Source organism: Bradyrhizobium sp. UFLA03-84 (assembly GCF_002289535.1).
In the GTDB taxonomy this organism is placed as follows: Bacteria; Pseudomonadota; Alphaproteobacteria; order Rhizobiales; family Xanthobacteraceae; genus Bradyrhizobium; species Bradyrhizobium viridifuturi.
This window is the reverse complement of record NZ_NSJY01000013.1, coordinates 1,111,498-1,136,377: the sequence shown is the minus strand read 5'-3', so window position 1 is coordinate 1,136,377 and position 24,880 is coordinate 1,111,498. Positions and strand designations below refer to the sequence as shown.

Here is a 24,880-nt window from a genome sequence, read left to right as displayed (position 1 = left end):
GCGAGCGGCATCATTGCACCAGGCGCCATTCGCCGCCCACGATCTGCGTCATGACGCGCGACCGCTCGTCGAGCCCGAGATGGTCGTTCGGCGACATGTTGTAGACGCCGTTCGGCCCGGCGACGTCCTTGACGTTCTCGATGGCGTCACGCAGCGCGATGCGAAACTCCTCCGTACCAGGCTTGGCGCGATCGGAAGCGACAGCGATCGCCTGGTTGAGGATGAGTTGCGCGTCCCAGAGATAGGCGGCGAAGGTCGAACGCGCGCCCGCACCGGGAATTGCTTCATAGCGCTTGATGAAGTCGAGGCCGGCCGCCTTCGCCGGATGGCTGTCGGGCAACTGCTCGGCGACCAGCACCGGACCGGCCGGCACGAAAGTGCCCTCCAGCGCCTTGCCGCCGACACGGAGGAAGTCGTTGTTGGCGACTCCGTGGGTCTGATAGACGAACCCCTTGTAGCCGCGGTCGACCATCGTGGTTTGCGGCAGCGCCGCGGGCGTGCCGGATGCCGCGATGAAGACGGCATCGGGGTTCTGCGAAGTGATCTTGAGGATCTGGCCGAGCACGCTGGTATCGGTGCGTTGATAGCGCTCGGATGCCACGACCTTGATGCCGGCACCTTCCAGCAGGCCCGTCATCACCTTGATCCAGCCTTCGCCATAGGCGTCGCTGAAGCCGATCAGGCCGACGCTCCTGATATTCTTGCGCTTCATGTGTTCGAGTACGATGGACGCCATCTGCGCATCGCTCTGCGGCGTCTTGAACACCCAGCGTCGCTTGTCGACCGGCGGATCGACGATCAGCGCCGAGCCGGCGAGACTGATCATCGGCGTCTTGCTCTCGGCGATGACATCGAGCAGCGCCAGGGAATTTGGCGTGAGGCTCGGGCCGACGATGGCATCGACCTTTTCCTCCGTGATCAGCTTGCGCGCATTCGTCACCGTGGTCGACGTATCGGACGCATCGTCGAGCAGGATATAGCGGACGTCCTGCCCGCCGAGCTTCTGCGGCAGGACCGGCACGGTGCGCTGCTGGGTGACACCGACGGACGCCGCGGGCCCGGTGGCCGAGACGATCACGCCGATCCTGACTTCCGCGCGAGCCGCGCTGACCAGCGTGAGCGCGGTGACCAATCCAATGAGCGTTTTCTTCACGAATCCTCCTCCAACCGCTGTTTCTTCTGTCGGCCGGACTGCCACCCGGACTGGTCCGTCCATCGATCTTCCGGATCCACGGCGGCCTTTGTCCTTTACTTAGACCAAACGGTCGGTCTAAGAAAGAGAAAAATGAAGATGCGAAGCGTTCCGAAGGTCCCGGACAGCCGGCGGCACGCCCGCGTAGGGAGGAACTGACATGCTTCATGCCGACATCGAGAGCCTCGACTATCCGGCGATACAGGCCCTGCAACGCACGCGGCTGGCTGAACTGGCGAAGCGGCTCGACGGACAGCCCGACTGGACGGCGCACTTCGCTGCGGCCGGAATGAAGCCATCCGATCTCGCGGCCAAGGACGGACTTGAGCGGGCGCCGTTCCTCGACAAGAGCGCACTGCACGAGCGCTATCCGTTTCCATTCCTGACCGCCGCCATGCCCTCCGTGCGCCGCTTCATGGCGACCTCAGGCACCACGGGATTGCCAGTCCTGTTCGGCATGACCGAGAACGACTATGGCAGGCTGCTGCCCTATCAGATGGCTCGCATCCTGTCGGCCGCTGGCGTGCAGCGCGGACAGCGCGCGTATCAGGGCTACGGCTATGGGCTGTGGATCGGCGGGCCGGCGCTCGACGTCGGGTTCGCCGCGCTCGACTGCCCGAGCTTTCCGATCGGCCCCGGCCGCGGCGAGCTCGTGGTGAAATGGCTACGCGACCACAGCTATGACGTCGCCTCGATGTCACCCTTGTGGCTGATGTCGCTGATCGCGATCGCCAAGCAGGCCGGGATCGATCCGAGGAAGGACTGGTCGATCAAGCTCGCCATTCTTGGCGGCCAATCCGTTTCGACCGAGTTCCGCAACTTGCTCGAGGCGGAGATGCCAGACGGCTTTGTCAGCCACAACATCTATGGCACGACAGAAGCCGGCGGACCCGTGCTGGCGATCTCGACCCCGTTCACCCATGCCGCCGACGAACTGCAGCTCGTCAACGAGGACACCATCATCACCGAGATCCTCGATCCGGCGACCTTGAAACCGGTCGCGCCGGGCGAAATCGGCGAGATCGTGATCACGACGCTGGCCCGCGAGGCCTCGCCGGTGGTGCGCTGGCGGACGCGGGACCTCGTCCGCCTCTCCGCCCATCCCTTCGACTGCAAATCGGGGCGCCGCGGCATGCGCAAGATTGGCCGCATCATTGGCCGCACCGACGATATGATCAAGGTGAAGGGCGTCATCGTCTTTCCCTCGCAGATCGAGGATATCGTCGCGGCGACGCCCGGCACGGTGAAAGAGGCCTGGCAGATCTATGTCGACAAGCAGAAGACCACCATCGGCTCGATGTGCGTCGCCATCGAGGCCAATGCGCGCACCAATCGCTCCCAGGAGGAGTTGGTCGCCGAGGTCCGCCGGGAAATCCGGGCCCGACTCGGCTTCAATGCCGTCGTCGAATGCTTCGCCGAGGGCAGCTTGCCCCGCTACGAAGCCAAGGCAACACGCGTATTACATCGCGCGGAGGCAGCCGAGGCAGCGACGCCCGCATGACCAAAGCAATTTGCCTCGGCCGAAGCGCGGGTCTATATAGTCCGATCGTTCGAACGATCATGCAGGACAGCTTGTGACGAGACCGCGCTCGCCGGACTACGACAACATACAGGAATCCATCGTCAAGCAGGCCGCCTCGCTGTTCGCCCATCGCGGATATGCCGCCACCTCGATCAGCGATATCGCCGCGGCCTGCAACTGCTCGAAATCACGGCTCTACCATTACTTCGAGTCCAAGGACGCGATCCTTGTCTTCATGCTGACCGAGCATGTCGACAAGTTGCTCACCGGATGCACCGACATCCTGGCCGGCCGAGAAGACGACATGGCGCGCTTTCGGCGGCTGATCCGCTTCTTCATGGAAATCTATGCCGTCTCGCGCGACAAGCACGCGGTGATGCTGACCTGCCTGGAATTCCTCCCAGCCAATGTCCGCAAGGACGTGATCCGGAAGCAGCGCCAGCTCATCCAAATCGTCGCCGATGTTCTGACGAGAATCCGCCCGGACCGCGCCAAGGACGCCTCCAGCGTCCATATCGATTCCATGCTGTTCTTCGGCATGATCAACTGGACCTACACCTGGTTTCGACCGGACGGGCGCGTGTTGCCGACCGAGCTCGCCGATCGCGCAGTGAGCCTGTTTCTAGACGGCTACATCAAGTCGAAGGTCTTCTGATCCGCTACGACAGCCGCACGGCGGCGAACATTCTTTCACGTCGAAGAGACCCGCCGCGTCGAGCCAGGAAGCCACCGTCTGATCATCGGTCACATCGATAGGTACGAAATTCGTCCCGATCTCATCCGCCAGGGTATTGCCGCCAGGCGCGTCGCGGTCGCAGAAGGCGACCATCATGCCATCGCGCGCAAGCTGGCGGCAGACCGCGGCGCCGATGCCGTTGGCGCCTCCGGTTACCAATGCGCGGATTGCGCTCGCCATGCCCAGCGACCGCCGAAGACTGGCGTACGCTTTTCCAGCACCGCAGCAAGCCCCTCGCGCGCGTCCGCAGTCGCCGACAGTTCCGCGAACGTTCGCGCCTCTTCCGGCAGGCAGGACTCGACGCCAATGCCAAGGCCGGTCCAGAGCAGCCGCTTGGACGTAGCCATCGCCCTTGGTACGCTGTTCAGGCGGACCAAGGCCCCGACCGCCATCTGCAGGTAGGCTGTGACCTCGCGCAGGAAGTCACCCAGTTGCTCGTCTTCGGAAGCAAATTCGCGAAGGTCGCCACCGGCGCAGAAGTTCGGTCCATTGCCGCGCAGGTGAACCACCCGGACCCGGGGCTCAGCATGGCAGCGCATCACTGCTTCATGCAATGGCACATCAGGCCGATGTTCATACCGTTGAAAGCTTCGGGACGGTTGAGCGTCAGGGTCGCGACATGCTTTCCATAGTTCAGCAAGACCAGCCCCTCGGCCATCCATTCTTCCGCTAGGTCCGCGCCGACTTGATCGGGCATGGACAATCAACCTCAGACGAGGAAAGAGAGCGTGAAGATCGGCCTGTGGTTGTTGACCAGCGAGACCTTCTTGCGGACCAGCTTGAAGCCATCTGCCGTCATACGCAGGCGATATTCGTTGCGCGCCGCCCACAAGGTCTCGCCGCGCAGATTATCCTCGAAGATGAGGACATTGGCGCGAGCATCGACCTCGTTGCCGGCCTGCTGGATCAACTCGACGTTGGACACGATCCGGGCCAGCTCCGATCGCGGCGTCTGCGTATGATGCCGGCCGGTCTTGAGCTGGTTGATGCGCACGCGGATGCGCGACCGATTATCATAGATGATCGACATCTGAGTTTCGGGATCAGTCGCGCCGTTCGCCGGCACCCAGTAGATCGCATCGTCTGTCCACAATGCTTCCCACTCCTCATAGGCATGCGTGTCCTGCAGTCGCGCTTCCATGAACAGAAACTGTTCGATCCGCTCGAGCAAGTTGCCCTTCCCGTTCCCGGCCGGCTTTGCAGCCGTCAATATCTCCTGCTGGTCCATCGAGAGCCTCACGCCGTCATCAGCCTGGCGTAGTGCCGCCAGATGCCTCGCTGCGGCACCTCGTCGGTCGAATGACCGATGAGGTATCCGTTCTCATCATGGCGCTCGCGATGCAGGCCGCGGCTGAGGGTGAGCCACTCCGGATCGCTGATCAGCGCGCCACGATGGTTGCGCTCGTACATCTCGGTGTCATCGGCGAGCAGGAAGCCGGCCGGCCCGACCGAGCCCATCGTCTGCTGCCGCAGGCGGCGGTTGAAGTCCGGCGCGCCCTTGAACTGCAGGGCGGTGACATGCTGGATCGTTTCGTTGACTGCAAGCGGCTGCAGCACGAACATCTGGATCTCGGCAATGAACAGGTTCGGGAAAATCATGATATGCGGCGAACCATCGATCATGATCTGCCGGGCGCGCTCGGCGCCGTAGCTTGTCTCCATCGCTTTCACATAACCGGGCAAGCGATCTTCCGTCGCGCCGAACCAGGCAAGCGGTTCGCCGAGGCGACGCCATTCGGGCCTGAGATCGAACTCGGTGTGGCCGTTGCCGAAATCGCGCGTCAACGCGGTCGATTGCGGTCCATAGAGCTTGCCGATGCCGCTGTCGGTGACCTGGAAGACGGAGCTGTGAACGAAACCGGGATGATACCCATCGGTCTCATTTTCCAGCATGAATTTCCAATTCGCCTGGGTGCGATGCTGCAGAAAACCGGCCGTCAGCTCCAGTTCACCTTCGGGAGAGTTATCGAGAAGCTGATCAATTGAAGCCTTGGCACCGCCCAGATACTCGTCCACCGACGGTCCGTCGGTTGCGAGCGAGCCGAACACGAAGCCGCGATAGATGCCGACCCGCGGGACCCTGCCAAGCGAAAACTCGCTTTTGTCGACGCCCTCGTAGCCGTCCGCATAGGCGAATCCAGCCAATTCGCCGGTGTTGCTGAAGGTCCAGGCGTGATACGGACAGGTGAAGGTGCTGCGATTGCCTTCGCGGTAGGCACAGAGCTGATTGCCGCGATGCGGACACTTGTTCCGCAGCAGCGTGATCTGCCCGGTTCGATCATGGATCAGAAGCACCGGCATCGGCCCGATCGACTTGGTGACATAGTCGTTCCGGTTCGGCACCTCGCTGATATGTCCGACATAGACCCAGCTCCGATACCAGATGCGCTCGAGCTCCTGCTCGAAAATGGTCTGATCGTAGTAGAGACGGCTGTGAACCCGTGTCGGCTCAATCAGGGCTCGAGTATCGCAGCTTGAAGCAGGTGGCATGGCCTTCACTTATTTAGTCCGATCGTTCGGACTATAAATAGCCAATAGGCTTCCGACGTCAAGCCATAAAATTCCAAACCACGGATCGGCTGACAGGATTCTGCAGGAGGGCCACTGGCAGATGTACGAAATCCCAGGAAATCAGTTTGGCGCAGGAGTCGTGAGCGGCTCAGGTGACACTTCGTGCGGGACACATGCGAGCGCTTCAGCAATTCCAGCGCAACAAGGATCAGCAGCGCGATCCCAATCGTCAACGCAAGATCGTCGAGATGCAGCACGCCGAGGTCAGGAGCCAGACCGCAGGGCAAGAGCCCCCTTCGCTACGCGAGAATTCAATGGCTGCGGCGCGCAGCCGCGCCCTATGAGCCAGATCAAAGCTCCAACGTCGCAGGACACCGGACTGGAGCTGCAGGCTTACGGGCGTAGATAGGCGTATCCCTGCTGCTGCAACTCGGCGAGCCGCACCACGCCGCCCTTCTCGGCCACCACGAAGCCGGGCGTGAGGTCGTCAAGCTTGACGCCCTGCGCCTTCATGGTGTTGGCGCAGGCGTCGAAGCCGACGCCGGCATCGACGAGCTTGTTCATCATCGCAACGGTGTGGTCCTCGGCGGCGAGCGCGTGGAAGGCGCGCAGCGCCGGCCCATGCACGACCAGCCTGATGTCGGCCTTGCCGGGTCCGCCGACGCCATCGACGTGGTTCTGGAGGTTACCCAGCACGAAAACGACACGCTCGGCATCGGCGAGGTGATAGACCACGCGCTGTCGCACCGGCATTTCGGTTGCGGCAGCCGCCTCGCGCACAGCGAACGCACCAAATAGTCCAGCAAGGCTCGCGCGAAGTATGGATCGACGCTGCATGGTCCCTCCTATCGTGTCTGCTTGATGAATTCGGCGATCCGATCGGCGACATCTTCCGAGAACAGGTCGCGGAAGAAATGATCGGCGTCCTCGATCCTATCGAGCTGCACCCTGCCACCGCTCGAATCAGCAAGCGGCGCGAAGGAAGCAGTTACATCGGGCACTACCGCATCCCTGGTTGCGGCGATTACGAGGACGGGAACCTTCGTCCGCGCTACGAGCGCCGCGGTGTCCTGACCGACATCAGCGCCATAGAAAGACGCGAACGCGCGCGCCGTCACCACGGCGTTGCGGCAATAGATGAAGCCGGGCACGTCCATCCACTCTCCCCCGCGGCCGGAGGTGACGGCCTTCGTCGCCTGCTCCAGGAACGGCTCGAGCGGCTTGCCATAGGTCCGGCCATAGGAGGCGCGCAGATCGGCCTCGGCCCTTGCGGTTGCCGGCGCCAGCAGCACCGCACCAGTCACTGGAGGAGCTTCGCTGGCCGCAAGGTAGCGAGCGACCTGGTTGCCACCGCGCGAGTGGCCGAAGGTGAACACAAACCGGGCCATGCTCCTGGATTTCGCGACCCACGCAGCGATCTCGGTCACCGCATCAGCAGTGACATAGTCATGCCGCACGGCGCAGTCATACATGCTCCTGCGATGATCGACCCCGAGCGAAAGCGTATGGGCAAGCGAAGCGATGCCGCGCTGCTCGAGCGCTTTCGAAACGCCCTGAATAATCTCCATATCCTTATGCGCGAGCGTGCCGTGGGTCATCACGACGAGTGGCGTGTCCGGCCCCATCGAGGCTGGCGTGCGCAGCGTTGCCAAGGTCGTGCGGCCGTTAACCGATAGTTCGAGCTCCTGCTCGGACGCGCCGGCAGGCCGCGCGAGAAGGAGCAAGACAGCCGCTACCACCAACCATCGCATCGGCGCTTCTCTCCTTACGGCCGGACAATCGTCCAGTTCTTTTCCGCAAGATCCAACAGCATGGCAACCCCGACCTGGGTGACGCTGATACCGTCGATCAACGGCGGACGCCGGCCTTCCTTCGCCGCCAGCGTCTCCAGCGTATTGCCACAGGCGATGAAGCTCACATTGGGCATCGATTTCAGGAAGTTCACCAGGCGCTCCTTCACCGGCGAGCGGTCATCGAGCAGCATGTCAAGGCCGCCATTGAAGGCAACCACCACAATCTCGACATCCTCGCCCTGCCCCGAATAATGCCGCGAGACGTTGGCCGCAACGTCGAGGACAGCGCGCATCTTGACCGGATCGTCGTCGCTGATCTGCAATGCGAGCCTGTGCGGCTCCGCGGCCAGGGATGGCACGACGAAACCGGTTGCGATGAAAGCCGCAGCGAACAGGCCGCCAACCAATCCACGGCGGCTCGCCAGGCTGCAGTTCACTCCACGCCCCGCGACTTTCTGTCCTTGCCGTCCTCAGGCGTCACATCGATGACCGCGGCGCGCGCGGTGATCTTCACTGGCGCGATGCAATCCTTCATGCAGGGATCCTTCTGCCAGAAGGATTTCTCGCTCGTCGCGCGATCGTCCATTACAAAGCCCTGCTCGTTCGGCATCTTGATCGTCGCGAGGTTCTTATTGGTCAGTTCGAAATTCTGATCAGTGACAACGTCATTCAGGTACAGGACGTAGGCGACCAGCGCGTAGTATTCGTTGACCGAAAGCGACTCGGCGTTGCCGTAAGGCATCGCATGACGGATATAGTCGAACACGGTCGAGGCGTAAGGCCAGTACGAGCCCACGGTCTTGACCGGGTTGTCGCTAGTCAGCGACTCCTTGCCGCCGGCGAGCACCGGCCAGCGCCCGTTGCCTTCGCCGAATTCGCCATGGCAGGTCGAGCAATTGTCCATGAACAGCTTCTCGCCCTGCGCAACCGTGCCCTTGCCCTCCGGCAGGCCCTGGCCGTCGGGCCGCACGTCGATATCCCAGCCGCGGATCTCGTCCGCGGTCGGCGCGCGGCCGATGTGATAGCGCGGTCCGCCTTTGGCGTCCGCGAACTGTTGCGCGGATGCGGGTGCGGTCAGCACGCAAGCGAGCAACGCGGCTGCGATGAACTTAGGCGACTTCGACATTCTCGACCTCACCATTGGCCTGCACATGCCAGGTCTGGATGCCATTGTTGTGATAGATGGAGTTGACGCCACGGATCTTGCGCAGCTCGGCCTTGCTCGGCTGCACATAGCCGGTCTCGTCCTGCACGCGCGATTGCAGCAGCAGCGGCTCGCCGTTCCAGTCGAACTCGTAGTAGAAGCGCGTCAGCGCCTTGTCGAGCACGGGGCCGTCGAGACGCGCCGGCCACCAATTGCGGCCGCCGTCGAGCGACACGTCTACGCGCTTGACCTTGCCGTTGCCACTCCAGGCGAGTCCCGAGACGATCGTGAAACCCTTGCCGTGCTTGATCGGCGCCTGTGGACTCGGGCTCGTGATGACCGACTTGGCGTCCATCGACCAGGTGAATCGCCGCGCCTTGCCGTTCGGCAAGAGGTCCGTGTACTTCGACGTCTCCTCGCGCGTGTGCCAGGGCTGATCGCCTACCTTGATGCGGCGCAGCCACTTGACCCAGAGATTGCCCTGCCAGCCCGGCACCACGAGCCGCATCGGATAACCCTGCTCGGGATAGAGCGCCTCACCATTCATCTTGTAGGCGATGATGCAGTCGTCGAGCGCCTTCTCGATTGGCAGGCTGCGATCCATCGCAGCGGCGTCGGCGCCTTCGACCAGGAGCCACTTGCCGTTGGCCTTGAGGCCGGCTTCCTCCAGCAGCGTGCGCAGCGACACGCCGGTGTACTGCACACAGTGGATCATGCCGTGGGTGAACTGACAGCCGTTAAGTTGCGCGCCGCGCCACTCCATGCCCGAGTTCGCCGCGCATTCCATGAAGTGGATGCGATTGACGCGCGGGTAGCGCCTGAGCTCCTCCAACGTGAGGATCAGCGGACGCTCCACCAGCCCGTGGATGATCAGGCGATGATCGGCCGGATCGATCTCGGCGATGCCGCCGTGATGCCGCTCGAAGCAGAGCCCGTTGGGCGTAATGATGCCCTCGAGCTCATGCAGCGGGGTGAAGCTCACCGAGGACTCGCGCGAGGCGGTCAGCCATTCGACGTCGCGCCGGATGACATCTTTCTCGAACTTCGACGGTTTGCCATAGGGGCGCACGGCGACGCCTTCGCCGAGCGACTTCGTCCACTCGGGGACGTTGGGCGGCTGGTTCGCCGGATTCCCGCCGCCGGCCAGGGCGGGCTTCGCGAGCACCGACGCCGCAACGCCGGCGCCAGCTGCCAGGAAACTGCGTCGGGATTGCCGGGGATTGTCCATCTTCGACATCGCTTCTTACGCTCCGGTGACTTTGACGGCTCTATTGGGTTCGAGGCGAACCGTCTTCTGTCGGGTCAGGTAGTTGCCGACGACCTCCCAGATCGGCGGTCCTTCGGTTCCTTCGTTGACGCTGGCCCAGCCGGCGACCTGATATTCCCGGCCTGGATCGATCGGCGCACCGGTCTTGACCATCCGCATGTCCGAGATGCGGCTGCCCTGCGGCCTGGCGACATCGATCGCGTAAGACAGCCCGCCGATCCGCACCATGTCGCCGCCCTGCTGATAGTAGGGATCGACGTTGAACAGATTGTCGGCGACGTCCTCGATGATCTCCTTCAGCCGTGCGCCCGTCATGCCCATGCGGTACACCGCCGGATAGGTGATCGCCGTCGCATTGGTGACGTCCTCGAAAGTGATGTCCTGTCCGGGCAGCACGCTGGTGCCCCAGCGAAAACCGGGCGACAGCGCGATCTCCGCATCGCGCTCCTGCAGCAGCGCCTGGCAGATCAGATCGTCGAATGTGCCGTTGAAATTACCGCGCCGGTAGAGCAGCGAATCCGTCCTGCCGAGCACCTTGGCGAGGTCTGACGCGAACGGCTTGCGCACCTCGGCGATCTTTGCGGCCATCTCGGCGTCCGCCGTGATCACGTCCGAGAACAACGGAATGAGCTTGTAACGGAACCCCTTGACCTCGCCGTCGCGGACGTCGAGATCGAGCCGTGACACGAACTTTCCGGACGAGCCCGATGCAATCAGAAGAGTCTTGCCCACCTTCACGGCCTCGGGCAGCGCATCATGCGTGTGCCCGGTCAGGATGACGTCGATGCCCTTGACGCGACTTGCGAGTTTGCGATCGACGTCAAAGCCATTGTGGGAAAGCAGAACGACGAGTTGGGCACCACCCTTCCGGACTTTGTCGACCTGCGCCTGGACATCCTCCTCACGCACGCCAAATGACCAGTTCGGAATCATCCAGCGCGGATTGGCGACCGGCGTATAAGGGAAGGCCTGGCCGAGGACCGCGATCTTGACGCCGCCGCGCTCGATCATGGTCGAAGCGTCGAAAGCGGCTTCGTTCCATTCGGTGTCGCGGATGTTGAGGCCGAGGAATGGGAATCCGAGCCCCTCGATGGCCTGTTTGACGCGCTCGGTGCCGTAGGTGAATTCCCAATGCCCGGTCATGGCGTCGGGCTTGAGCAGCGCCATGCAGTCGATCATGTCCTGGCCGCGCGTCTTCAGCGACGACCACGATCCCTGCCAGGTGTCGCCACCATCGAGCAGCACGACCTTCTCGCCGCGCTCGGCACGGATCGCCTTGATCACGGTCGCGGCCCGATCGAGGCCGCCGATCCTGCCGTAGCTCCTGGCCAGCGCCTCGAAATCCTCGGACGTCAAGGCGTAGGCCGCCGACGAGCCCGGCGCTATGCCGAAGCGGGCAAGAAACTCCTTGCCGGTGATGTGCGGCGGCAGCCCCTTCGCCTCGCCGACCCCGAGGTTGGTCGAGGGCTCGCGGAAATAGAGCGGCATCAGCTGGCCGTGAATGTCGGTCACATGCACCAGCGTGACGTTGCCGAGCGGCTCGAAGGCCAGCAATTCCTTCTCGGTCAGGAGTTGTTGGGCAACCGCTCGGCCGAGGCCCGATCCCACACCGCTCGAGAGTGCCGCCGTTGCCGCAGCCACCTGAATGAATTCGCGGCGAGAGATCATGCGCAATGCTCCTGCGTGCTCAACGTGTCAGTTGCGCACCGACGGCGTCTCGACCGGTAACCCGATTCCGCGCCAGGCGACGTAGAGTTCGAGCGCAAGGAATTCGTCCGACAGCGGCTTGAACGGCTCGGCGCGCACGTCGAACATGCAGCCTTCGAAGCGTTCATGCAGCGGCACCAGGCGCTGGTCGCGCAACCGATAGGTCGGGAAACCGTTGGTTTGGCCCTGGCTCAGGAAGTCGGCGCGCATGAACTTGCCGTTGTTGCGCTCGTGGCAGGATTCGCAGGCGAGATCGAGCTGGCCATAGCGCGTGTAATAGATCTGCTTGCCGCGCTCGAACCACGGCGACATCGGGCCATCGGTCTTCACCGTCACCGGCATGCCGTGCGACTGGTATCGTACGAAGGTGGTCATGTCGGTCAGTTCCTGGGATTTGAACTTCCAGGGCTCCGCCTTCATGTGCTCGGTGCGGCAGATGTTGATGCGCTGCTCGAGATTGACCGGCTTCTTCAGCTTGTCGTCCCATTTCGGCATGGTGGCGCCGACGCCCTTCATGCTGGTCTCGGCTTCGCCATGGCAGCTCATGCAGGATTTGCCTTCGCTGCCCTCGACCTTCTTCCAGACGTCCGCCGCCCGCTCCACGGCGAGAAAGCCCGGATTTTCAAGATCGTCGTCCTGCAGCGCACGGGTCTCCTTGCTGCGGAACTCGTAGCCGGAGATGATGGTCTTGAAGACGTGGCCGGGCGGCGCCGGGATGCCCTTGCGCTCGGCGTCCTGCGCGAGCGCGACCGTCGCAATTGATGCGACGGCCACGATCGCAGCAGTTATCCCAACATGTCGCGGCGCCATTCGAGCCCTCCCTCAATGCGCGATGCGCATCACGCCTTGAGCGCGATCTTCTCTTCAGCCGTGATCACCGTGCCGTCGTCGTCGGTCCAGGAGAACTTGAACGTTCCGGCCTCGTCGATTCTGGCGTCGAACTGGATGTAGGGGTTGGCGGAGATCGCCGGCTCCAGCGCGCAGGAGAACACCGGCTTGCCGTTGAACTCGCAGGCGAACTTGTTGATGATCTTGCGTGGAATGGTCTTGCCCTGCGCATCCTTGCGCTGGCCCGACTCCATGATATGCGAAACCAGGGTCTTGATCTGGACGACCTCGCCCTTGGCCGCTTCCTTCGGAAGCTTGATGCGCGGTTTATCTGCCATCTTTCCTCTCCTGCACCCTTAGCCGCCGCAGCCGCCGATTGTGACCTTCACGATCTTCTGCTCCGCGAACATCGACCCGTCGCTCATCTTCGCGATCGCAACCACGTTCTGGGTGGTCGCGAGCCGGATCCGGATCGATGCTTCCGCCTTGCCCGACAGTGGCGTGAAGGACAGGGTTGCGACGCCGGCATTCGGGTTGCCGTCCGCGATAATCATGACTTCCTTGACGTAGGAGTCGGCTGTCATCGAACTTTCGATGTTGATCGAGAGCGGCACGGTATTGCCGTTCTCCGCGATCTCAGGCAGGTCGAGCGAGATCTTGCCTTTGGCAGGTTGCTTGCCGCCGGTGAATTTCTCGATCCACTTCGCCGCGTCGTTCGTCACCTCCGCGTCGGCTGCCATGGGCATCAAGGTCAGCACGACAAAGCCGCCTCCGAGCGCAAAAGCCTGCCGTCGATTGATGGCTTTCATTCCTGCTCCTTCTCGCCGTCAGTTCAGCGTCTTGAGAAATGCGATGACGTCCTCGACCTGCGCGGCCGTCAGGATGGATTTGCCGACGAATTCCGGGCGCACCCGGCTCAGGCCGTCGTTCTTGAAGAACGCCGGCATGACCGTGTTGGTGAAGATGCGCTTCGGATCGGCAACGATGAGGCGCAACTGCGCCTCGTTGTAGCGGCCGGCCACGCCGTCGAGCGACGGACCGAACTCGCCGTGGAATTCCTCGGATTTCAGGCTGGTGACCTGATGGCAAGCCAGGCAGTTGCCGAGCGTGCGCGTCAGAAACACCTTCTTGCCGGCCTCGGCATTACCGGGCGTGCCAGTCAATGACTTCGGAAGCGAGTCGTTGACGACATCGAGCTTGATCGGCTCCACAGCCGATTGCTGGGCAAGCGCGCCGCCTGCCGACAGACACAGTGCAAACGCAGCCACAAGCGAGCGCCGCATGTTTCCTACCCTCATGACGGGTTACGCCCGCCTTTGATGACGATGGACTAACAATCCATCAAATTCATCTATTACGATATGTTGATGCAATCGAATGCGTCAAGCGAAATTCGCAAGATGCTCTTCGCTATCCATTTGCGGCGAGGAAATCCCGGAACGAGCCACGCTCATAAGCCCGTTCCCGCACGAAGCGAAACATCGCCAGGAAATGCGGCGGCTTGAGATAACCCGGTGCCCGCGCAACTTCGCGTGCCGCCGCTTCCTTCGCTTCGATTCCATCGGACGACGGCGGGAAGAACTGGAACGTCGGGGTGAATCTGATCCCGTATTTCTGCGCGAGGTCCTTCTCAGACAGTTCCTCGCGGTCGAAATCCGTGACCTTGCGGGAGCCGACCAGATTGAGCTGCAGCACTTCGAAATTGTCGCGGATATATTGCGAGATCCCGGCATCGGCGAAATTCGTCAAGTGGGTCTCGCGGCAGTAGGGGCAGCCGCGCAACTCCCACATGACGGCGAGGCGCTTGCCGTTTGCTGCAGCACTGTCGAGGTCCTCACGCAGATCGAGGAAGCTCTGAAGAAACCACGGCTCGTGGTAGAGCCCGTCTTCTCCGAGCGCAGGCTCTGCCACGGCCGGACCGCAGCCTGCAGCAATGGCAGCGCCCGATGTCAAAACGAGAAAGCTGCGCCTTGTGGGCGCGCTAGAGGTCACCGGGGTTCTGCGCTCAGGAAGATCTTGCGTATCGGTCATTTTTATTATGATATTCAAATACAAGAATATGACAACGGATTTCGATCTTGCGCTGCATCATCGCCCTGCTGACATGGCTGGCTTCGACCGCGCTCGTTCTCGGCGCGGAGGCCGGCAAGCCGCCCGATTTCGCATCCGCAATGGGGACGATCACGGCGAATCTGCGAACCGCGGCGAGCTATGCGCGTACCGGAAACGTTGCACTTGCGCAGATCGAGGCCGACGAGGCGATGGCCGCGTGGAAGCGGGTTGGACCAGCCGGTGCCCCGGCTGCCTACGCGCCGGCCGAAGTGTCGGACTTTCTCAGCCGAGGGCACGAGCGGCTCACGGCCGTCACCCGTGCGCTGGACAGCGGAGACACAGTCGGCGCGGGCCGGGAGCTGCTTGCGCTTCGCCAGTCCTTTCATGAGTTCAGGCGTCGCTCGGGCCTCTACGATCTCGGCGACTGCGTTTTCGAGATTGCGCCGGCGATGGAAAAGCTGCGTGCTGCAGCCACGCGGTATGGCGAGCATCCGGCGGCTGCGAACGCCGAGGACATCGTCGCCGCGGCGAGCGCATTCCGCGATCGTTTGCAGCGCTGCAACGAATGGGCAAGTCCCGAGATCGCCGAGAAGAGCGAGTTCCGCCGCCTGATTGACGGCGCGATCGCGAGCAGCGGCGAGATCGCGCATGCGGCAATGGCTGGCGACGGGCCGCTCGTGCATCGTTACGTGATCGAGTTGCAGTCTTACGCCCAATTGCTCGATTTTCGCTTCGGCTGAATGTCAGCCGATGCTGGTGAGGCCGGGGAATCGCTCTAGCAACCATTCCGACACCGCCGGCATCAGGCCGCTCAGGAACATCAGGCCGGTCATGACCAGGAAGATGCCCATCGTCTTCTCGACCAGGCCGAGATGCCGGCGCGCGCGCCCGAGCAGCGTGATGAAACGACCGGTGAAGGCGGCCGCGATCAGGAACGGGATGCCGGTGCCGACCGAATAGGCCAACAGCAGCAGCGCCCCTCGTCCCGTCGTGTCCTCCGAACCCGCCATCAGCAGGACCGCGGCGAGAATGGGACCTGCGCAGGGTGTCCAGCCGAACGCGAACGCGAGACCCATGACGAATGCTCCCGCCACGCCGGCCGGCCGGTTGCCGACCTGCACCGTCGCGCTGCGATAGAGCAACGGAATCCTGAGCACACCCAGGAAATGCAGGCCCATCACGATGATCAGCCCCCCGGCGACGATGCCGAGCGTCGACAGATGCGCCGAAATGAACCGCCCCGCGAGCGACGCGGTCGAGCCGAGCGCGACGAAGACCAGCGAAAAACCCGCGACGAACGCCAGTGCCGAGATCAGGACGCGCGGCCGCAGATCAAGCCTGTCTTCGGACAGATCCGTGACCGAAACGCCGGCCATGTAGCAAAGGAAGGGCGGCACCAGGGGCAGGATGCAGGGCGACAGAAACGACAGCAGACCTGCGATAAAGGCCGCGCCAAGCGTGACGTCCAAGGTCATTTGGCCTCATCCATAGCACACATACGAATTTAATGATATAAAGCGTTCAGGAAGTCCAGAGACCCGTCACTTCAATGAAACGAATCCTCGCACAGCTCGCAGTCACTGTCGGGCTCGTGCTGCCCGCGACGGAATCGCGCGCGGCCGAGCTCATCATGTTCGAGCGGCCCGGCTGCGTGTGGTGCGCGCGCTTCGATGCCGAAATCGCACCGATCTATGCCAGGACGGAGGAAAGCCAGGCCGCACCGCTGCGCCGGGTCGACCTGAACAGCCCCCTGCCCGCCGACCTCGCCGGAATCGATCCCGGCGTTTTCACGCCGACCTTCGTCGTGGTAAAGGAAGGCCGCGAGATAGGACGTATTCGCGGCTATCCGGGGGATACCTTCTTCTTCGGCCTGTTGGACCGGATCTTGTCCGACACAGGATCGAAGCCAGGAAGAACGTAACCGCTCTCGAAGACTTTGCTCAGGGGAATTTGACGCGATGACATTGCCGAAGCTGAAGGAGATCGAGGGCTCCGCCGAGCTCGAGCAGATGATCGAAAAGGCGCGCGAGGCCAGCGACATGCTCAAGGCGCTGTCGCACGAGTCGCGATTGCTGCTGCTCTGCATCCTCGCCGAGGGTGAGAAATCCGTGACCGAGCTCGAACAGTTCCTGGGCGAGCGGCAGTCGACCGTCTCGCAGCAACTTGCGCGGCTGAGACTCGACCGGCTGGTGACGACCCGCCGCGACGGCAAAGCGATTTACTACAGTCTCGCCAACGAGGACGTCCGCAAGATTCTGACGACCATCTACGACGTGTTCTGTGAGCCGGTCCGCCGACGGCGCCGGTAGTTTTCCGCGCTGGATTTTGGTAACTCGCCGGCGCAGACTGTCGTAACGCAGAACCACATCGTCAGGAGGAATGCTCAATCCGTCGACCATAGCATTCGCATGCGGGCTTGCCGCCGGCGCCGTCCTCGGTGTTGCCGGCCGAGCAGGCCGTTTCTGCACGCTCGCGATGCTCGAGGATGCGTTCTTCGGATCGGACCATCGCCGCCTGAAATCCTTTGCACTCGCCGCAGCCGTGGCGCTGCTGGCAACGCAGGCGCTCGCAGCATTCGGTGTCGTCGACCTGTCGCGGTCGATCTATCTCACGACATCGATCGGACTTGGCGGAGCGATCATCGGCGGACTGATGTTCGGCGTCGGCATGGCTCTGGTCGGCACCTGTGGCTTCGGCACACTGGTGCGCGTCGGCGGCGGCGACCTGCGAGCTATCGTGGTCTTTCTCGTGCTCGGCCTGTCGGCGCTTGCAACCATGCGGGGCATCACCGGCATGCTGCGCGTGAGGCTGATCGAGCCGTTGTCGCTGCGCCTCTCCGAGGGCAGTGACCAGACGCTGACATCGCTTTTGGGCGCCGGGAGCACGATGCGTGCAATCCTCGTCGTGTCCATTGCAGGCGCTCTCGCCTTCTGGTCACTGGCAGATGGCAAGCTTATCCGATCGCCACGGCTATTGATGTCCGGGCTTGCAGTCGGTGGCGCGATCGCGTTCGGCTGGTTTGCGACGGGATGGCTCGCGGACGACGAGTTCGACCCCGCCCGCGTCTCCTCGCTCACTTTTGTCGCCCCTCTTGGCGACACCATCCTCTACATCGCCACTTTCTCTGGCGCGCGCCTGAATTTCGGCATCGGCTCCACTGCAGGCGTGGTCGCGGGCTCTTTCGCCGCGGCGCTGCTGGCGCACGGCTTCCGATGGGAGGCGTGCGACGATGCTCGCGAATTGAAGCGTCATATGACCGGCGCGCTTCTGATGGGCATCGGTGGGATCATGTCGATGGGGTGCACCATCGGTCAGGGTCTGACCGCGTTCTCGACCCTTGCGGTTTCGGCGCCGGTAACGATGCTGGCGATCGCCTACGGAGCACGACTGGGACTTGAGTTCACGATGACTGGCGAGTGGTTGCCGGCAGTGCGCAAGCTGTTCGGCGTCTCGACCTAACGGGCCCTCTCGCGCCCGCGAGGGCCGGTCGAAGAGCGGGTCAAGCATGTGTCATGAGCCCGACGACGGCAGGTTGAAATAAGCGCGCAAAACCGGGGAGACCGCTCGGGGTGGCGCCGGCGCCAGCCGGCGCTTTACCCTGGCGCGCGCGAGGGGCAGCACCCCTGAGATCCAATCATGAGAGTGGTGGGTACTCAGAGGAAGTGAAACCCCCATGCTTGCGAACCAAGCGGCAACGGACGTTCGGAATGTGGCCGCTACCGCCATTCAGAGCGGCGGATCGAAAGAAACAAAAATCTCATGAAATATCAATGCGTTAAATTGGCTGGGGCGGGAGGGATCGAACCTCCGAATGGCGGAATCAAAATCCGCTGCCTTACCGCTTGGCTACGCCCCAACGCGCCGATTGAAGGCAACGCCGGTCTATAGGGTGAGTCCCGCCATTTCAACAGGGCGGAGGGCGAAAACGCACGAAACCGGTGGGATGATGAAGCTGCTCTTATTGATGAGCGCCGCTGCGGGGGCCGAAACTGACCGCGCGATGTCCGTTCGGACAGTTGAGAGCCTGCCGGTTTCATGGGATGACAATTCGCAAACGCCTCGTCGGGAGTAACGCCATGACCTACCGTGCGCCGATCAACGATATCCTCTTGTCCCTCAATCACGGTGCGGGGCTTGCGGCCGCCGTTGAGGCCGGCCACTACGGCGATTTCGATGGCGACATCACCGCTGCGGTATTGGAAGAAGCCGGCAAGTTCGCCTCCGATGTGCTGGCGCCGCTGAACAAGGTCGGCGACGAGCACGGCATCAAGCTCGACAACGGCAAGGTGACCACTGCTCCCGGCTGGCCCGACGCTTACCAGCGCTGGACCGCCGCGGGGTGGAACGCGGTGTCCGGGCCGGAAGCGTTCGGCGGCCAGGGCCTGCCGCTCGCGATCAACGCCGCCTGCACCGAGATCTGGAGCGCATCGAATGTCGCCTTCGGCCTCTGCCCGCTGCTGACGCTGTCCGCGATCGAAGCGCTCGATGCCCATGGCAGCGCCGAGCTGAAGAAGATCTATCTCGAGAAGCTCGTCACCGGCGAATGGACCGGCACGATGCAACTAACCGAGCCCAATGCCGGCTCCGACGTCGGCGCGCTGCGCACCCGCGCCGAACGCGCTGGTGACGGAACCTACCGCATCAAGGGCACCAAGATCTTCATCACCTACGGCGAACACGACATGACCGACAACATCGTGCATTTCGTGCTCGCGCGATTGCCCGATGCGCCCGCCGGCACCAAGGGGATTTCCCTGTTTCTTGTCCCCAAGTTCCTGGTCAATGCCGATGGCTCGCTCGGCGCGCGCAACGACATCCATGCAAGCGGCGTCGAGCACAAGCTCGGCATGCACGCCTCGCCGACCTGCACCATGACGATGGGCGACAAGGGCGGCGCGATCGGCTTTTTGATCGGCGAGGAAAACGCCGGCATGCGCTGCATGTTCACGATGATGAACCAGGCCCGGCTCGGCGTCGGCCTCGAGGGCGTCGGCATTGCCGATCGTGCCTATCAGCAGGCGCTGGCCTATGCGCAGGAGCGCCGCCAGGGCAAGGCAGTCGGCCACAAGGGCGACGGGATGGATCCGATCATCGTGCATCCCGACGTCAAGCGCATGCTGATGCAGATGCGCGGCCTGACGGCGGCGGCGCGCACCATCTGCTACGCCACCGCGGTCGCGCTCGACGTCTCGGTGCGCGCCAAGGACGCCAAGGTCCGTTCCGACGCCGCTGCACGCGGCGCGCTGCTGACTCCGATCGCGAAGGCGTTCTCCACCGACATCGGCAACGAGGTCGCCTATCTCGGTGTGCAGATCCATGGCGGCATGGGCTTCATCGAGGAGACCGGCGCCGCGCAGCATTACCGCGATGCCCGCATCACCTCGATCTATGAAGGCACCAACGGCATCCAGTCGATCGACCTCGTCACCCGCAAGCTCGGCGCCAACGGCGGCGCCTCGGTGTGGGCGCTGCTCGACGAGCTCGATGCGACCATCAAGCAAGTCGAGACCTCCAACGATCCGGCGTTCGGCACCACAGGCGCCAAGCTGCGCGATGCCCATGCCGCGCTCGAGCGCAGCAGCAAATGGCTGCTCGAGCGGCTCGCCTCCGCGCCGAACGATGCGCTGGCCGGCGCGACGCCCTATCTGCGACTGTTCGGCGCTACGCTCGGCGGCTGCATGCTCGCCGGCGAGGCGCTCGCTGCCAAGGCAAGCGGCGAAGCCGAGCCGCAGCGCTACGTCGCATTGGCACGCTTCTTCGCCGAGAACATCTCCGTGCAGGCGCCGTCGCTGGAGAAGACCGTGACCGAAAGCGCCGAGGCGGTGACCGGCGCGGACGCGGTGCTGGCGGGATAAGACAACAGATCTCTTCGCTGTCATTGCTGTGTTCGTAGCACAGGCGTTTTCACGAACACGTTGCGCTTCATACACTGCGGTCGTCCCTGCAAAAGCAGGGACGACGATGGGATCGTGCTCGATTCAACCTGTCAAATAGCTCGTTCGGTGTCATCGCCCGGCTTGACGGGCGGGGCGCTGCTTGCGTGGAGCCGACCGCCGCTCTTTTGGTGGAGCCGGCTCGGTCGGACGCGTGATCGGAAACGTCTTGCGCATGTGCGCGGCCAGCATTGCACAATAATCAGTTGCGAAACGGGGCAAGGGACGCCGCTTGTCCCAAGAAATGGTCAGCGGCTCTTGCAGCACGCGGCGCCGATGCATGAGACCGACAATTCTTACGTCGTAGCGCCAGCACTGAAGTTGGGAAGGAACGATTGCTATGCCGTGCCCTGCCTCGGCGAGCGCCAGCAAGGTGTGCGGGCTGCGGCTTTCGAACATGATCGTCGGCTTCAGTCCGGACATGCGGCTTGCTGCATCGAAGGCACGGCGAAATCCGAACCCGCTGTCCAGCAGCAGCAACGGAAGCCCGGCGAGGTCGGCGATCTCGATGCTACGACGCGGACCAAGTGGCATCGCGGGATGGCAGGCCGCCAGCAACTGCACAGGTCCAAGTGGAAGGCTGCCGAAGTGCTGGTCGTCCAGCCTGACCGCGTGCAGCAGGTTCTGGCCGAGATGGATTTCTCCGCGTTCGAGCATCGTCAATATTTCGCTGCCGGTGCCCTCCCTGATCCTGATCTCGACCTTGGGATATCGCTCCGCGTATCGGTGGAGAAATGGCGACAACACGCTCTCGATGTGCTGCGGCGACGCGCCGATCCTGAGAACCCCGGTGTCGCCTTGGCGGAGCAGCTGAGCCTGCTCTTTCAGCGAACTGACGCTGCTGAGCAGCAGCCGGCAGCCCGCAATCAACTGCTCGCCTTCACCGGTCAACAGCAGCCGGCGCCCGACGCGATCGAACAGCCGCAGGCCGAGTTCCTGCTCGAGAGCGATGATCTGCCTGGACGAAGCGGGCTGGGCGACGCGCAACCGCACCGCTGCCTTTGAGACCGTGCCGAGTTCGGCCACGGTCACGAACGTGAGGGCCTGTCGAAGGTTCATACCCCTTTATATCATTCGGGCATAGGATTTGAGAGAATATATGCATTGGACATACAGAGTGCGCTGTGGAGAGTCCTCTCAGGCTACGGCTTGCGGCACTGGCATCAGGAGGACCGCATGAATTCGCGATGCAAGATCGGTCTGGTCATGTTGACGTGCACAGCCTTCGGCGCGCTCGGCAACGAAGCGCTCCACGGCGAAGCAAGACAGCCCGCCTATCTGATCGGCCAGATCGACGTGACCGATCCCGATGGTTACGCGAAGGAGTATCTCCCCAAGGCGAGGGAGATCATCAAGGCACATGGCGGGAAGCTGGTTGCGGCCGCGGGCGCGGCGGCAACCGGTTCGCAAGTCGTTGCCGTTGACGGCGATCCGCCGAAGCGCGTCGTCATCTATATGTATCCGAGCATGGAGGCGCTTTGGGCCTGGCGAAACGATCCAGCCTATGTGCAGGTTCGAGCCGTCGGCGAGAAATATGCCAGGTACCGCACATTTGCGGTCGAGGGTTCTGTCCCGAATTAACTCTGATCGCGCCGTCGATCGCGGCGACCGGCAACGCGCGCCAGCTAGTTTCGAAACACCAGGCAGCGGCCACCGATCGCCTCCAGTCGTGCGCACAGCTGATTGGCGCGCTCACGGGTCGTCTCGGCGACCCGGAGCAGATACCAGGTGGCCGAGCCCGGCCCGGCCATATGCGATCTCAGAACAAGCGGCGCGCGATCGCCGAGCACGGGCGCAAATCGTTTCTGAAGTTGCTGGTAGTCGGCGAGAACCCTGGATTGCGACGGGCCGCCGGCCAATTGAAGGCCCCAAGGTCCCCACGCGGCTTGCTCCGCGAGTGTCACGGATTGCTTTGGAGCCGCAGGTAGCGCCCTGATCAGCATGCCGCGCACGATGTCACCGCAGACCAGCGCAGCGTCGGTGTGGACCCGATCCTCCACCGAATTCTGCGCCCATTCCTCGGCTGACTTGCCGGTGATGATCATGACATAGGCGCGGGTTTCGCCCGGCAGGTTGCCGCGCCCCGCCAGCCAATCCTGAACGCGCCGCGGGCCGCCATTATAGGCAGCCGCCGCGAGGCCGAGATTGCCGAACTGCGCGCGCAGCTCGCGGAGCCAGCGTGCCGACTCCTGCAACGCAGGCAAAGGCTCGAACGGATCAGCCAAGCCGCGCCAACGCGCGGTGCCGGGCATGAACTGGGCGATCCCCTGAGCACCGGCCCGGCTGACCGAATTCGGATCGAAATTGCTTTCCTGCCAGATCAGCCGGACCAAGAAATCCGGCGGCAGGCCGTTCTCCAATGCGGCTTCCTCCAACGCCTTGCAATATTGCTGCGGCCCATCAAGCTTCGGACCCGCTGGTGCTGGCGCCGAAGACGGAGCGGATGAGGATTGCCGGTCCTGCGCCGGCCGATCGGCCTCGCCGCTGTTCTCTCCGACAGTCGGATTCGGACGAGCCGTTTCAGTTTGCACTGGCTCGGCGTGTTGCCCGGTCGGCGTCAGCGCCGGATTGCCGATCGGTTCTGCGCCGGCCACGCGGACGCACAGCAGCAGGCAAGCCGAGCCGATGGCCGCTCGTCGAAATCGATGAAACCGCCGCGGCCTGAAAAGCGACTGCATGAAGCGATCATCAAAACGGAGTATGTGTCCGCGCGATCATAGCATCGGTGCCGCCTGGCGGGCGGAAAATCTGCCGCTTACAAGCTGCCGACGATCGATGCGCGGCGGGACAGCTCGATCCAGTTGCCGTCGGGATCGAGGATCATGGAGATCCGCGCGACCTCGCCAAGCGTTACCGGCGCGAGGCCCTCGCGCACGCCCTTGGCGCGCAGCTCGTCATGCACGGTGTCGATGTCGGCAACCTGCAACGTGATGTACCGCCAGCCGCGCGCCTGCCGGGTTTGATCGACACTCGCGGCGCGATCTTCCCTGAGCAGGATCAGACTGTCGCCGAGGCGAAAGGCCGGGCCGCCCGACCAGGATTGCTCAGCGAAGCCGAGGATGTCGCCGTAGAACCTGCGGTGCGCGGCGAGGTCGCGCACTGCCATCGCGACCGCGATCCCGGTGATGCCGTCGTGTCCGGGCGCGACGAGACAAACGCTGTTGCCGTCGGGGTCGGCCATGCGCCGCGGCGCCGCAATTCCCTCACGCGCGACGATCAGCTCGCGATAGCCGCTCGGTGCCGCATCGGGCAGCGGCTCGACATGATGGTTGAGCTTGATGACCGAACCGTGCGCGTCGTGCCGGTACTGCTTCTGCCCGCGCCGGATCGGCAGCACATGATCGAAGCGCAGCCCGGCATCCTGCTGCCAGAACCGCAGCATCGGCTCGAGATTGTTGGTCGAGAGGCCGACGTCGATGACATTCTTTGCCAGTTGCATTTGCCTGCAGCCCTCACACATAGTTCCGCGACGGACCGGACCAGCTATGCGAGGATCAGGGCCTTCGCGCAAGCACCAAGACATCCCCGATCCTGAAGCAGTCACTCCAGTGAGGACCGAAATGCCTGCGAGCCTCGTTCAGACCTTTCGAGCTTTTGCGTACAACAATGCCTGGGCCAATCATCGCCTGCTCACGGCATGCGCCAGCCTCAACCAGGCGGAGTTCGCGGCGGCCCGGACCGGCTTCTTCCCGAGCCTGCAGGCGACGCTGAACCATATCCATGTCATCGATCTCTTCTATGTCGACGCGCTCGAAGGCGGCTGGCTCGGGCCGAGGGCGTGGGCCAATGAAGTTCCCTACCCGTCGGTCGCGGCATTGCAAGGCGCGCAGCGCGCAATCGACCAGCGGCTGATCGTGCACTGCGATGCGCTGACGCCCGGCCGGCTCGATGAAGTGGTGAAGGTCAATCGCGACACATCGGTACAGACCGAGCGGCGTGACCGCCTGCTGATGCATCTGTTCCAGCACCAGATCCATCATCGCGGCCAGGCCCACGCGATGCTGTCCGAAACCACGGTCAAGCCGCCGCAGCTCGACGAATTCTTCGCCGCCGGCGAAGCCCCGCTCCGGGAAGCCGAGTTCAGGGAGCTCGGCTGGAGCGAGGCCACCGTGTGGGGCGGCTGAGAGCTCTGCGCGCAACGCCATTGCGGAATGGTTCCCATTTCGGAACGAGGCCTTGAAACAGCCCGTCTCCA

At 63.2% G+C, this 24,880-nt stretch carries 31 protein-coding genes and 1 tRNA gene; 10 read left to right on the top strand and 22 right to left on the bottom strand.

Annotated elements, in window-relative coordinates; translation table 11 throughout:
* Positions 1-10: 10 nt before the first annotated feature.
* On the bottom strand, positions 11-1,153 hold the full coding sequence (locus CK489_RS19515) for an ABC transporter substrate-binding protein (protein ID WP_050630946.1): 1,143 nt from the start codon (positions 1,151-1,153) through the stop codon (positions 11-13).
* A gap of 199 nt (positions 1,154-1,352) precedes the next feature.
* Between CK489_RS19515 and CK489_RS19510 the strand changes: the two genes are divergently transcribed.
* Positions 1,353-2,693: a phenylacetate--CoA ligase family protein gene (locus CK489_RS19510; protein WP_095733350.1), complete on the top strand. Its 1,341-nt coding sequence runs from the start codon at positions 1,353-1,355 to the stop codon at positions 2,691-2,693.
* A gap of 73 nt (positions 2,694-2,766) precedes the next feature.
* Positions 2,767-3,369: a TetR/AcrR family transcriptional regulator gene (locus tag CK489_RS19505; RefSeq protein ID WP_095733349.1), complete on the top strand. Its 603-nt coding sequence runs from the start codon at positions 2,767-2,769 to the stop codon at positions 3,367-3,369.
* Here the strand turns inward: CK489_RS19505 and CK489_RS19500 are convergent.
* From CK489_RS19500 to CK489_RS19430, 16 genes are all read right to left on the bottom strand, one after another.
* A complete protein-coding gene (locus CK489_RS19500; RefSeq protein ID WP_094194257.1) occupies positions 3,337-3,630 on the bottom strand; it encodes an SDR family NAD(P)-dependent oxidoreductase in 294 nt (97 codons plus the stop codon). The two genes, CK489_RS19505 and CK489_RS19500, sit on opposite strands and share 33 nt — an antisense overlap.
* Positions 3,603-3,989 (bottom strand): Clp protease/crotonase-like domain-containing protein, encoded by a 387-nt coding sequence (locus tag CK489_RS19495; protein ID WP_245350431.1) that lies wholly within the window; start codon positions 3,987-3,989, stop codon positions 3,603-3,605. The genes CK489_RS19500 and CK489_RS19495 overlap by 28 nt, the downstream gene beginning before the upstream one ends.
* Positions 3,989-4,147, bottom strand: coding sequence for a hypothetical protein (locus tag CK489_RS42315; RefSeq protein ID WP_245350430.1), 159 nt, complete (start codon positions 4,145-4,147; stop codon positions 3,989-3,991). The genes CK489_RS19495 and CK489_RS42315 overlap by 1 nt, the downstream gene beginning before the upstream one ends.
* Positions 4,148-4,159: 12 nt before the next feature.
* A complete protein-coding gene (locus CK489_RS19490) occupies positions 4,160-4,678 on the bottom strand; it encodes an aromatic-ring-hydroxylating dioxygenase subunit beta (protein ID WP_094194256.1) in 519 nt (172 codons plus the stop codon).
* 8 nt (positions 4,679-4,686) lie between these two features.
* Positions 4,687-5,940 (bottom strand): aromatic ring-hydroxylating oxygenase subunit alpha, encoded by a 1,254-nt coding sequence (locus CK489_RS19485; protein ID WP_095733348.1) that lies wholly within the window; start codon positions 5,938-5,940, stop codon positions 4,687-4,689.
* A 414-nt stretch (positions 5,941-6,354) separates the two neighbouring features.
* Positions 6,355-6,798, bottom strand: coding sequence for a DsrE family protein (locus CK489_RS19480; RefSeq protein ID WP_095733347.1), 444 nt, complete (start codon positions 6,796-6,798; stop codon positions 6,355-6,357).
* Positions 6,799-6,806: 8 nt separating this feature from the next.
* Positions 6,807-7,712: an alpha/beta hydrolase gene (locus CK489_RS19475; RefSeq protein WP_095733346.1), complete on the bottom strand. Its 906-nt coding sequence runs from the start codon at positions 7,710-7,712 to the stop codon at positions 6,807-6,809.
* Positions 7,713-7,726: 14 nt separating this feature from the next.
* Entirely contained in the window at positions 7,727-8,191 is a 465-nt protein-coding gene (locus CK489_RS19470; protein WP_095733345.1) for a DsrE family protein, read from the bottom strand.
* Positions 8,188-8,880 carry a c-type cytochrome gene (locus CK489_RS19465; protein ID WP_245350429.1) on the bottom strand — a complete coding sequence of 231 codons (693 nt, stop codon included), beginning with the start codon at positions 8,878-8,880 and terminating at the stop codon, positions 8,188-8,190. Before CK489_RS19465 ends, CK489_RS19470 begins: the two co-directional genes overlap by 4 nt.
* A complete protein-coding gene (gene soxC, locus CK489_RS19460) occupies positions 8,864-10,135 on the bottom strand; it encodes a sulfite dehydrogenase (RefSeq protein WP_095733344.1) in 1,272 nt (423 codons plus the stop codon). Before soxC ends, CK489_RS19465 begins: the two co-directional genes overlap by 17 nt.
* A 6-nt stretch (positions 10,136-10,141) precedes the next feature.
* A complete protein-coding gene (soxB, locus tag CK489_RS19455; protein WP_095733343.1) occupies positions 10,142-11,833 on the bottom strand; it encodes a thiosulfohydrolase SoxB in 1,692 nt (563 codons plus the stop codon).
* Positions 11,834-11,860: 27 nt separating this feature from the next.
* On the bottom strand, positions 11,861-12,682 hold the full coding sequence (gene soxA / locus CK489_RS19450; RefSeq protein ID WP_095733342.1) for a sulfur oxidation c-type cytochrome SoxA: 822 nt from the start codon (positions 12,680-12,682) through the stop codon (positions 11,861-11,863).
* A 29-nt stretch (positions 12,683-12,711) separates the two neighbouring features.
* Positions 12,712-13,038, bottom strand: a complete 327-nt coding sequence (soxZ, locus tag CK489_RS19445; protein WP_050630935.1) for a thiosulfate oxidation carrier complex protein SoxZ — start codon at positions 13,036-13,038, stop codon at positions 12,712-12,714.
* A gap of 18 nt (positions 13,039-13,056) precedes the next feature.
* Positions 13,057-13,509, bottom strand: coding sequence for a thiosulfate oxidation carrier protein SoxY (gene soxY / locus CK489_RS19440; RefSeq protein ID WP_095733341.1), 453 nt, complete (start codon positions 13,507-13,509; stop codon positions 13,057-13,059).
* An 18-nt stretch (positions 13,510-13,527) separates the two neighbouring features.
* Positions 13,528-13,983, bottom strand: coding sequence for a sulfur oxidation c-type cytochrome SoxX (gene soxX, locus CK489_RS19435; protein ID WP_095733340.1), 456 nt, complete (start codon positions 13,981-13,983; stop codon positions 13,528-13,530).
* A gap of 127 nt (positions 13,984-14,110) precedes the next feature.
* Positions 14,111-14,731, bottom strand: a complete 621-nt coding sequence (locus tag CK489_RS19430) for a SoxW family protein (protein ID WP_095733339.1) — start codon at positions 14,729-14,731, stop codon at positions 14,111-14,113.
* 47 nt (positions 14,732-14,778) lie between these two features.
* Between CK489_RS19430 and CK489_RS19425 the strand changes: the two genes are divergently transcribed.
* Positions 14,779-15,492, top strand: a complete 714-nt coding sequence (locus CK489_RS19425) for a hypothetical protein (RefSeq protein WP_198960959.1) — start codon at positions 14,779-14,781, stop codon at positions 15,490-15,492.
* A 3-nt stretch (positions 15,493-15,495) separates the two neighbouring features.
* Here the strand turns inward: CK489_RS19425 and CK489_RS19420 are convergent, their stop codons facing one another.
* Positions 15,496-16,227, bottom strand: coding sequence for a cytochrome c biogenesis CcdA family protein (locus CK489_RS19420; protein ID WP_095733338.1), 732 nt, complete (start codon positions 16,225-16,227; stop codon positions 15,496-15,498).
* Between the two features lie 74 nt (positions 16,228-16,301).
* Here CK489_RS19420 and CK489_RS19415 point away from each other — a divergent pair, with 74 nt between their 5' ends.
* From CK489_RS19415 to CK489_RS19405, 3 genes are all read left to right on the top strand, one after another.
* Positions 16,302-16,673, top strand: coding sequence for a thioredoxin domain-containing protein (locus tag CK489_RS19415; RefSeq protein ID WP_095733337.1), 372 nt, complete (start codon positions 16,302-16,304; stop codon positions 16,671-16,673).
* A gap of 37 nt (positions 16,674-16,710) precedes the next feature.
* Complete coding sequence (locus CK489_RS19410) at positions 16,711-17,061, top strand: ArsR/SmtB family transcription factor (protein ID WP_095733336.1); 351 nt, start codon at positions 16,711-16,713, stop codon at positions 17,059-17,061.
* 70 nt (positions 17,062-17,131) lie between these two features.
* Entirely contained in the window at positions 17,132-18,211 is a 1,080-nt protein-coding gene (locus CK489_RS19405; protein ID WP_095733335.1) for a YeeE/YedE family protein, read from the top strand.
* A 322-nt stretch (positions 18,212-18,533) separates the two neighbouring features.
* Here the strand turns inward: CK489_RS19405 and CK489_RS19400 are convergent.
* Positions 18,534-18,608 (bottom strand) — tRNA-Gln (locus CK489_RS19400).
* 220 nt (positions 18,609-18,828) lie between these two features.
* Here CK489_RS19400 and CK489_RS19395 point away from each other — a divergent pair.
* A complete protein-coding gene (locus tag CK489_RS19395; RefSeq protein ID WP_095733334.1) occupies positions 18,829-20,607 on the top strand; it encodes an acyl-CoA dehydrogenase family protein in 1,779 nt (592 codons plus the stop codon).
* A 150-nt stretch (positions 20,608-20,757) separates the two neighbouring features.
* Here the strand turns inward: CK489_RS19395 and CK489_RS19390 are convergent, their stop codons facing one another.
* The gene (locus CK489_RS19390; protein WP_245350428.1) at positions 20,758-21,744 is read right to left on the bottom strand and encodes a LysR family transcriptional regulator; all 987 of its coding nucleotides are present in this window, start codon (positions 21,742-21,744) and stop codon (positions 20,758-20,760) included.
* Positions 21,745-21,861: 117 nt separating this feature from the next.
* Between CK489_RS19390 and CK489_RS19385 the strand changes: the two genes are divergently transcribed.
* Positions 21,862-22,266, top strand: a complete 405-nt coding sequence (locus tag CK489_RS19385) for a DUF1330 domain-containing protein (RefSeq protein ID WP_245350427.1) — start codon at positions 21,862-21,864, stop codon at positions 22,264-22,266.
* A 44-nt stretch (positions 22,267-22,310) separates the two neighbouring features.
* Here the strand turns inward: CK489_RS19385 and CK489_RS19380 are convergent, their stop codons facing one another.
* On the bottom strand, positions 22,311-23,045 hold the full coding sequence (locus tag CK489_RS19380; RefSeq protein ID WP_158226474.1) for a lytic transglycosylase domain-containing protein: 735 nt from the start codon (positions 23,043-23,045) through the stop codon (positions 22,311-22,313).
* Positions 23,046-23,135: 90 nt separating this feature from the next.
* Between CK489_RS19380 and CK489_RS41415 the strand changes: the two genes are divergently transcribed.
* Positions 23,136-23,405 (top strand): hypothetical protein, encoded by a 270-nt coding sequence (locus CK489_RS41415; RefSeq protein WP_158226473.1) that lies wholly within the window; start codon positions 23,136-23,138, stop codon positions 23,403-23,405.
* Between the two features lie 35 nt (positions 23,406-23,440).
* Here CK489_RS41415 and CK489_RS19375 read toward each other — a convergent pair whose 3' ends face one another.
* Positions 23,441-24,124: a VOC family protein gene (locus tag CK489_RS19375; protein ID WP_050630927.1), complete on the bottom strand. Its 684-nt coding sequence runs from the start codon at positions 24,122-24,124 to the stop codon at positions 23,441-23,443.
* Positions 24,125-24,245: 121 nt separating this feature from the next.
* Between CK489_RS19375 and CK489_RS19370 the strand changes: the two genes are divergently transcribed.
* Positions 24,246-24,809: a DinB family protein gene (locus CK489_RS19370; RefSeq protein ID WP_050630926.1), complete on the top strand. Its 564-nt coding sequence runs from the start codon at positions 24,246-24,248 to the stop codon at positions 24,807-24,809.
* Positions 24,810-24,880: the final 71 nt, after the last annotated feature.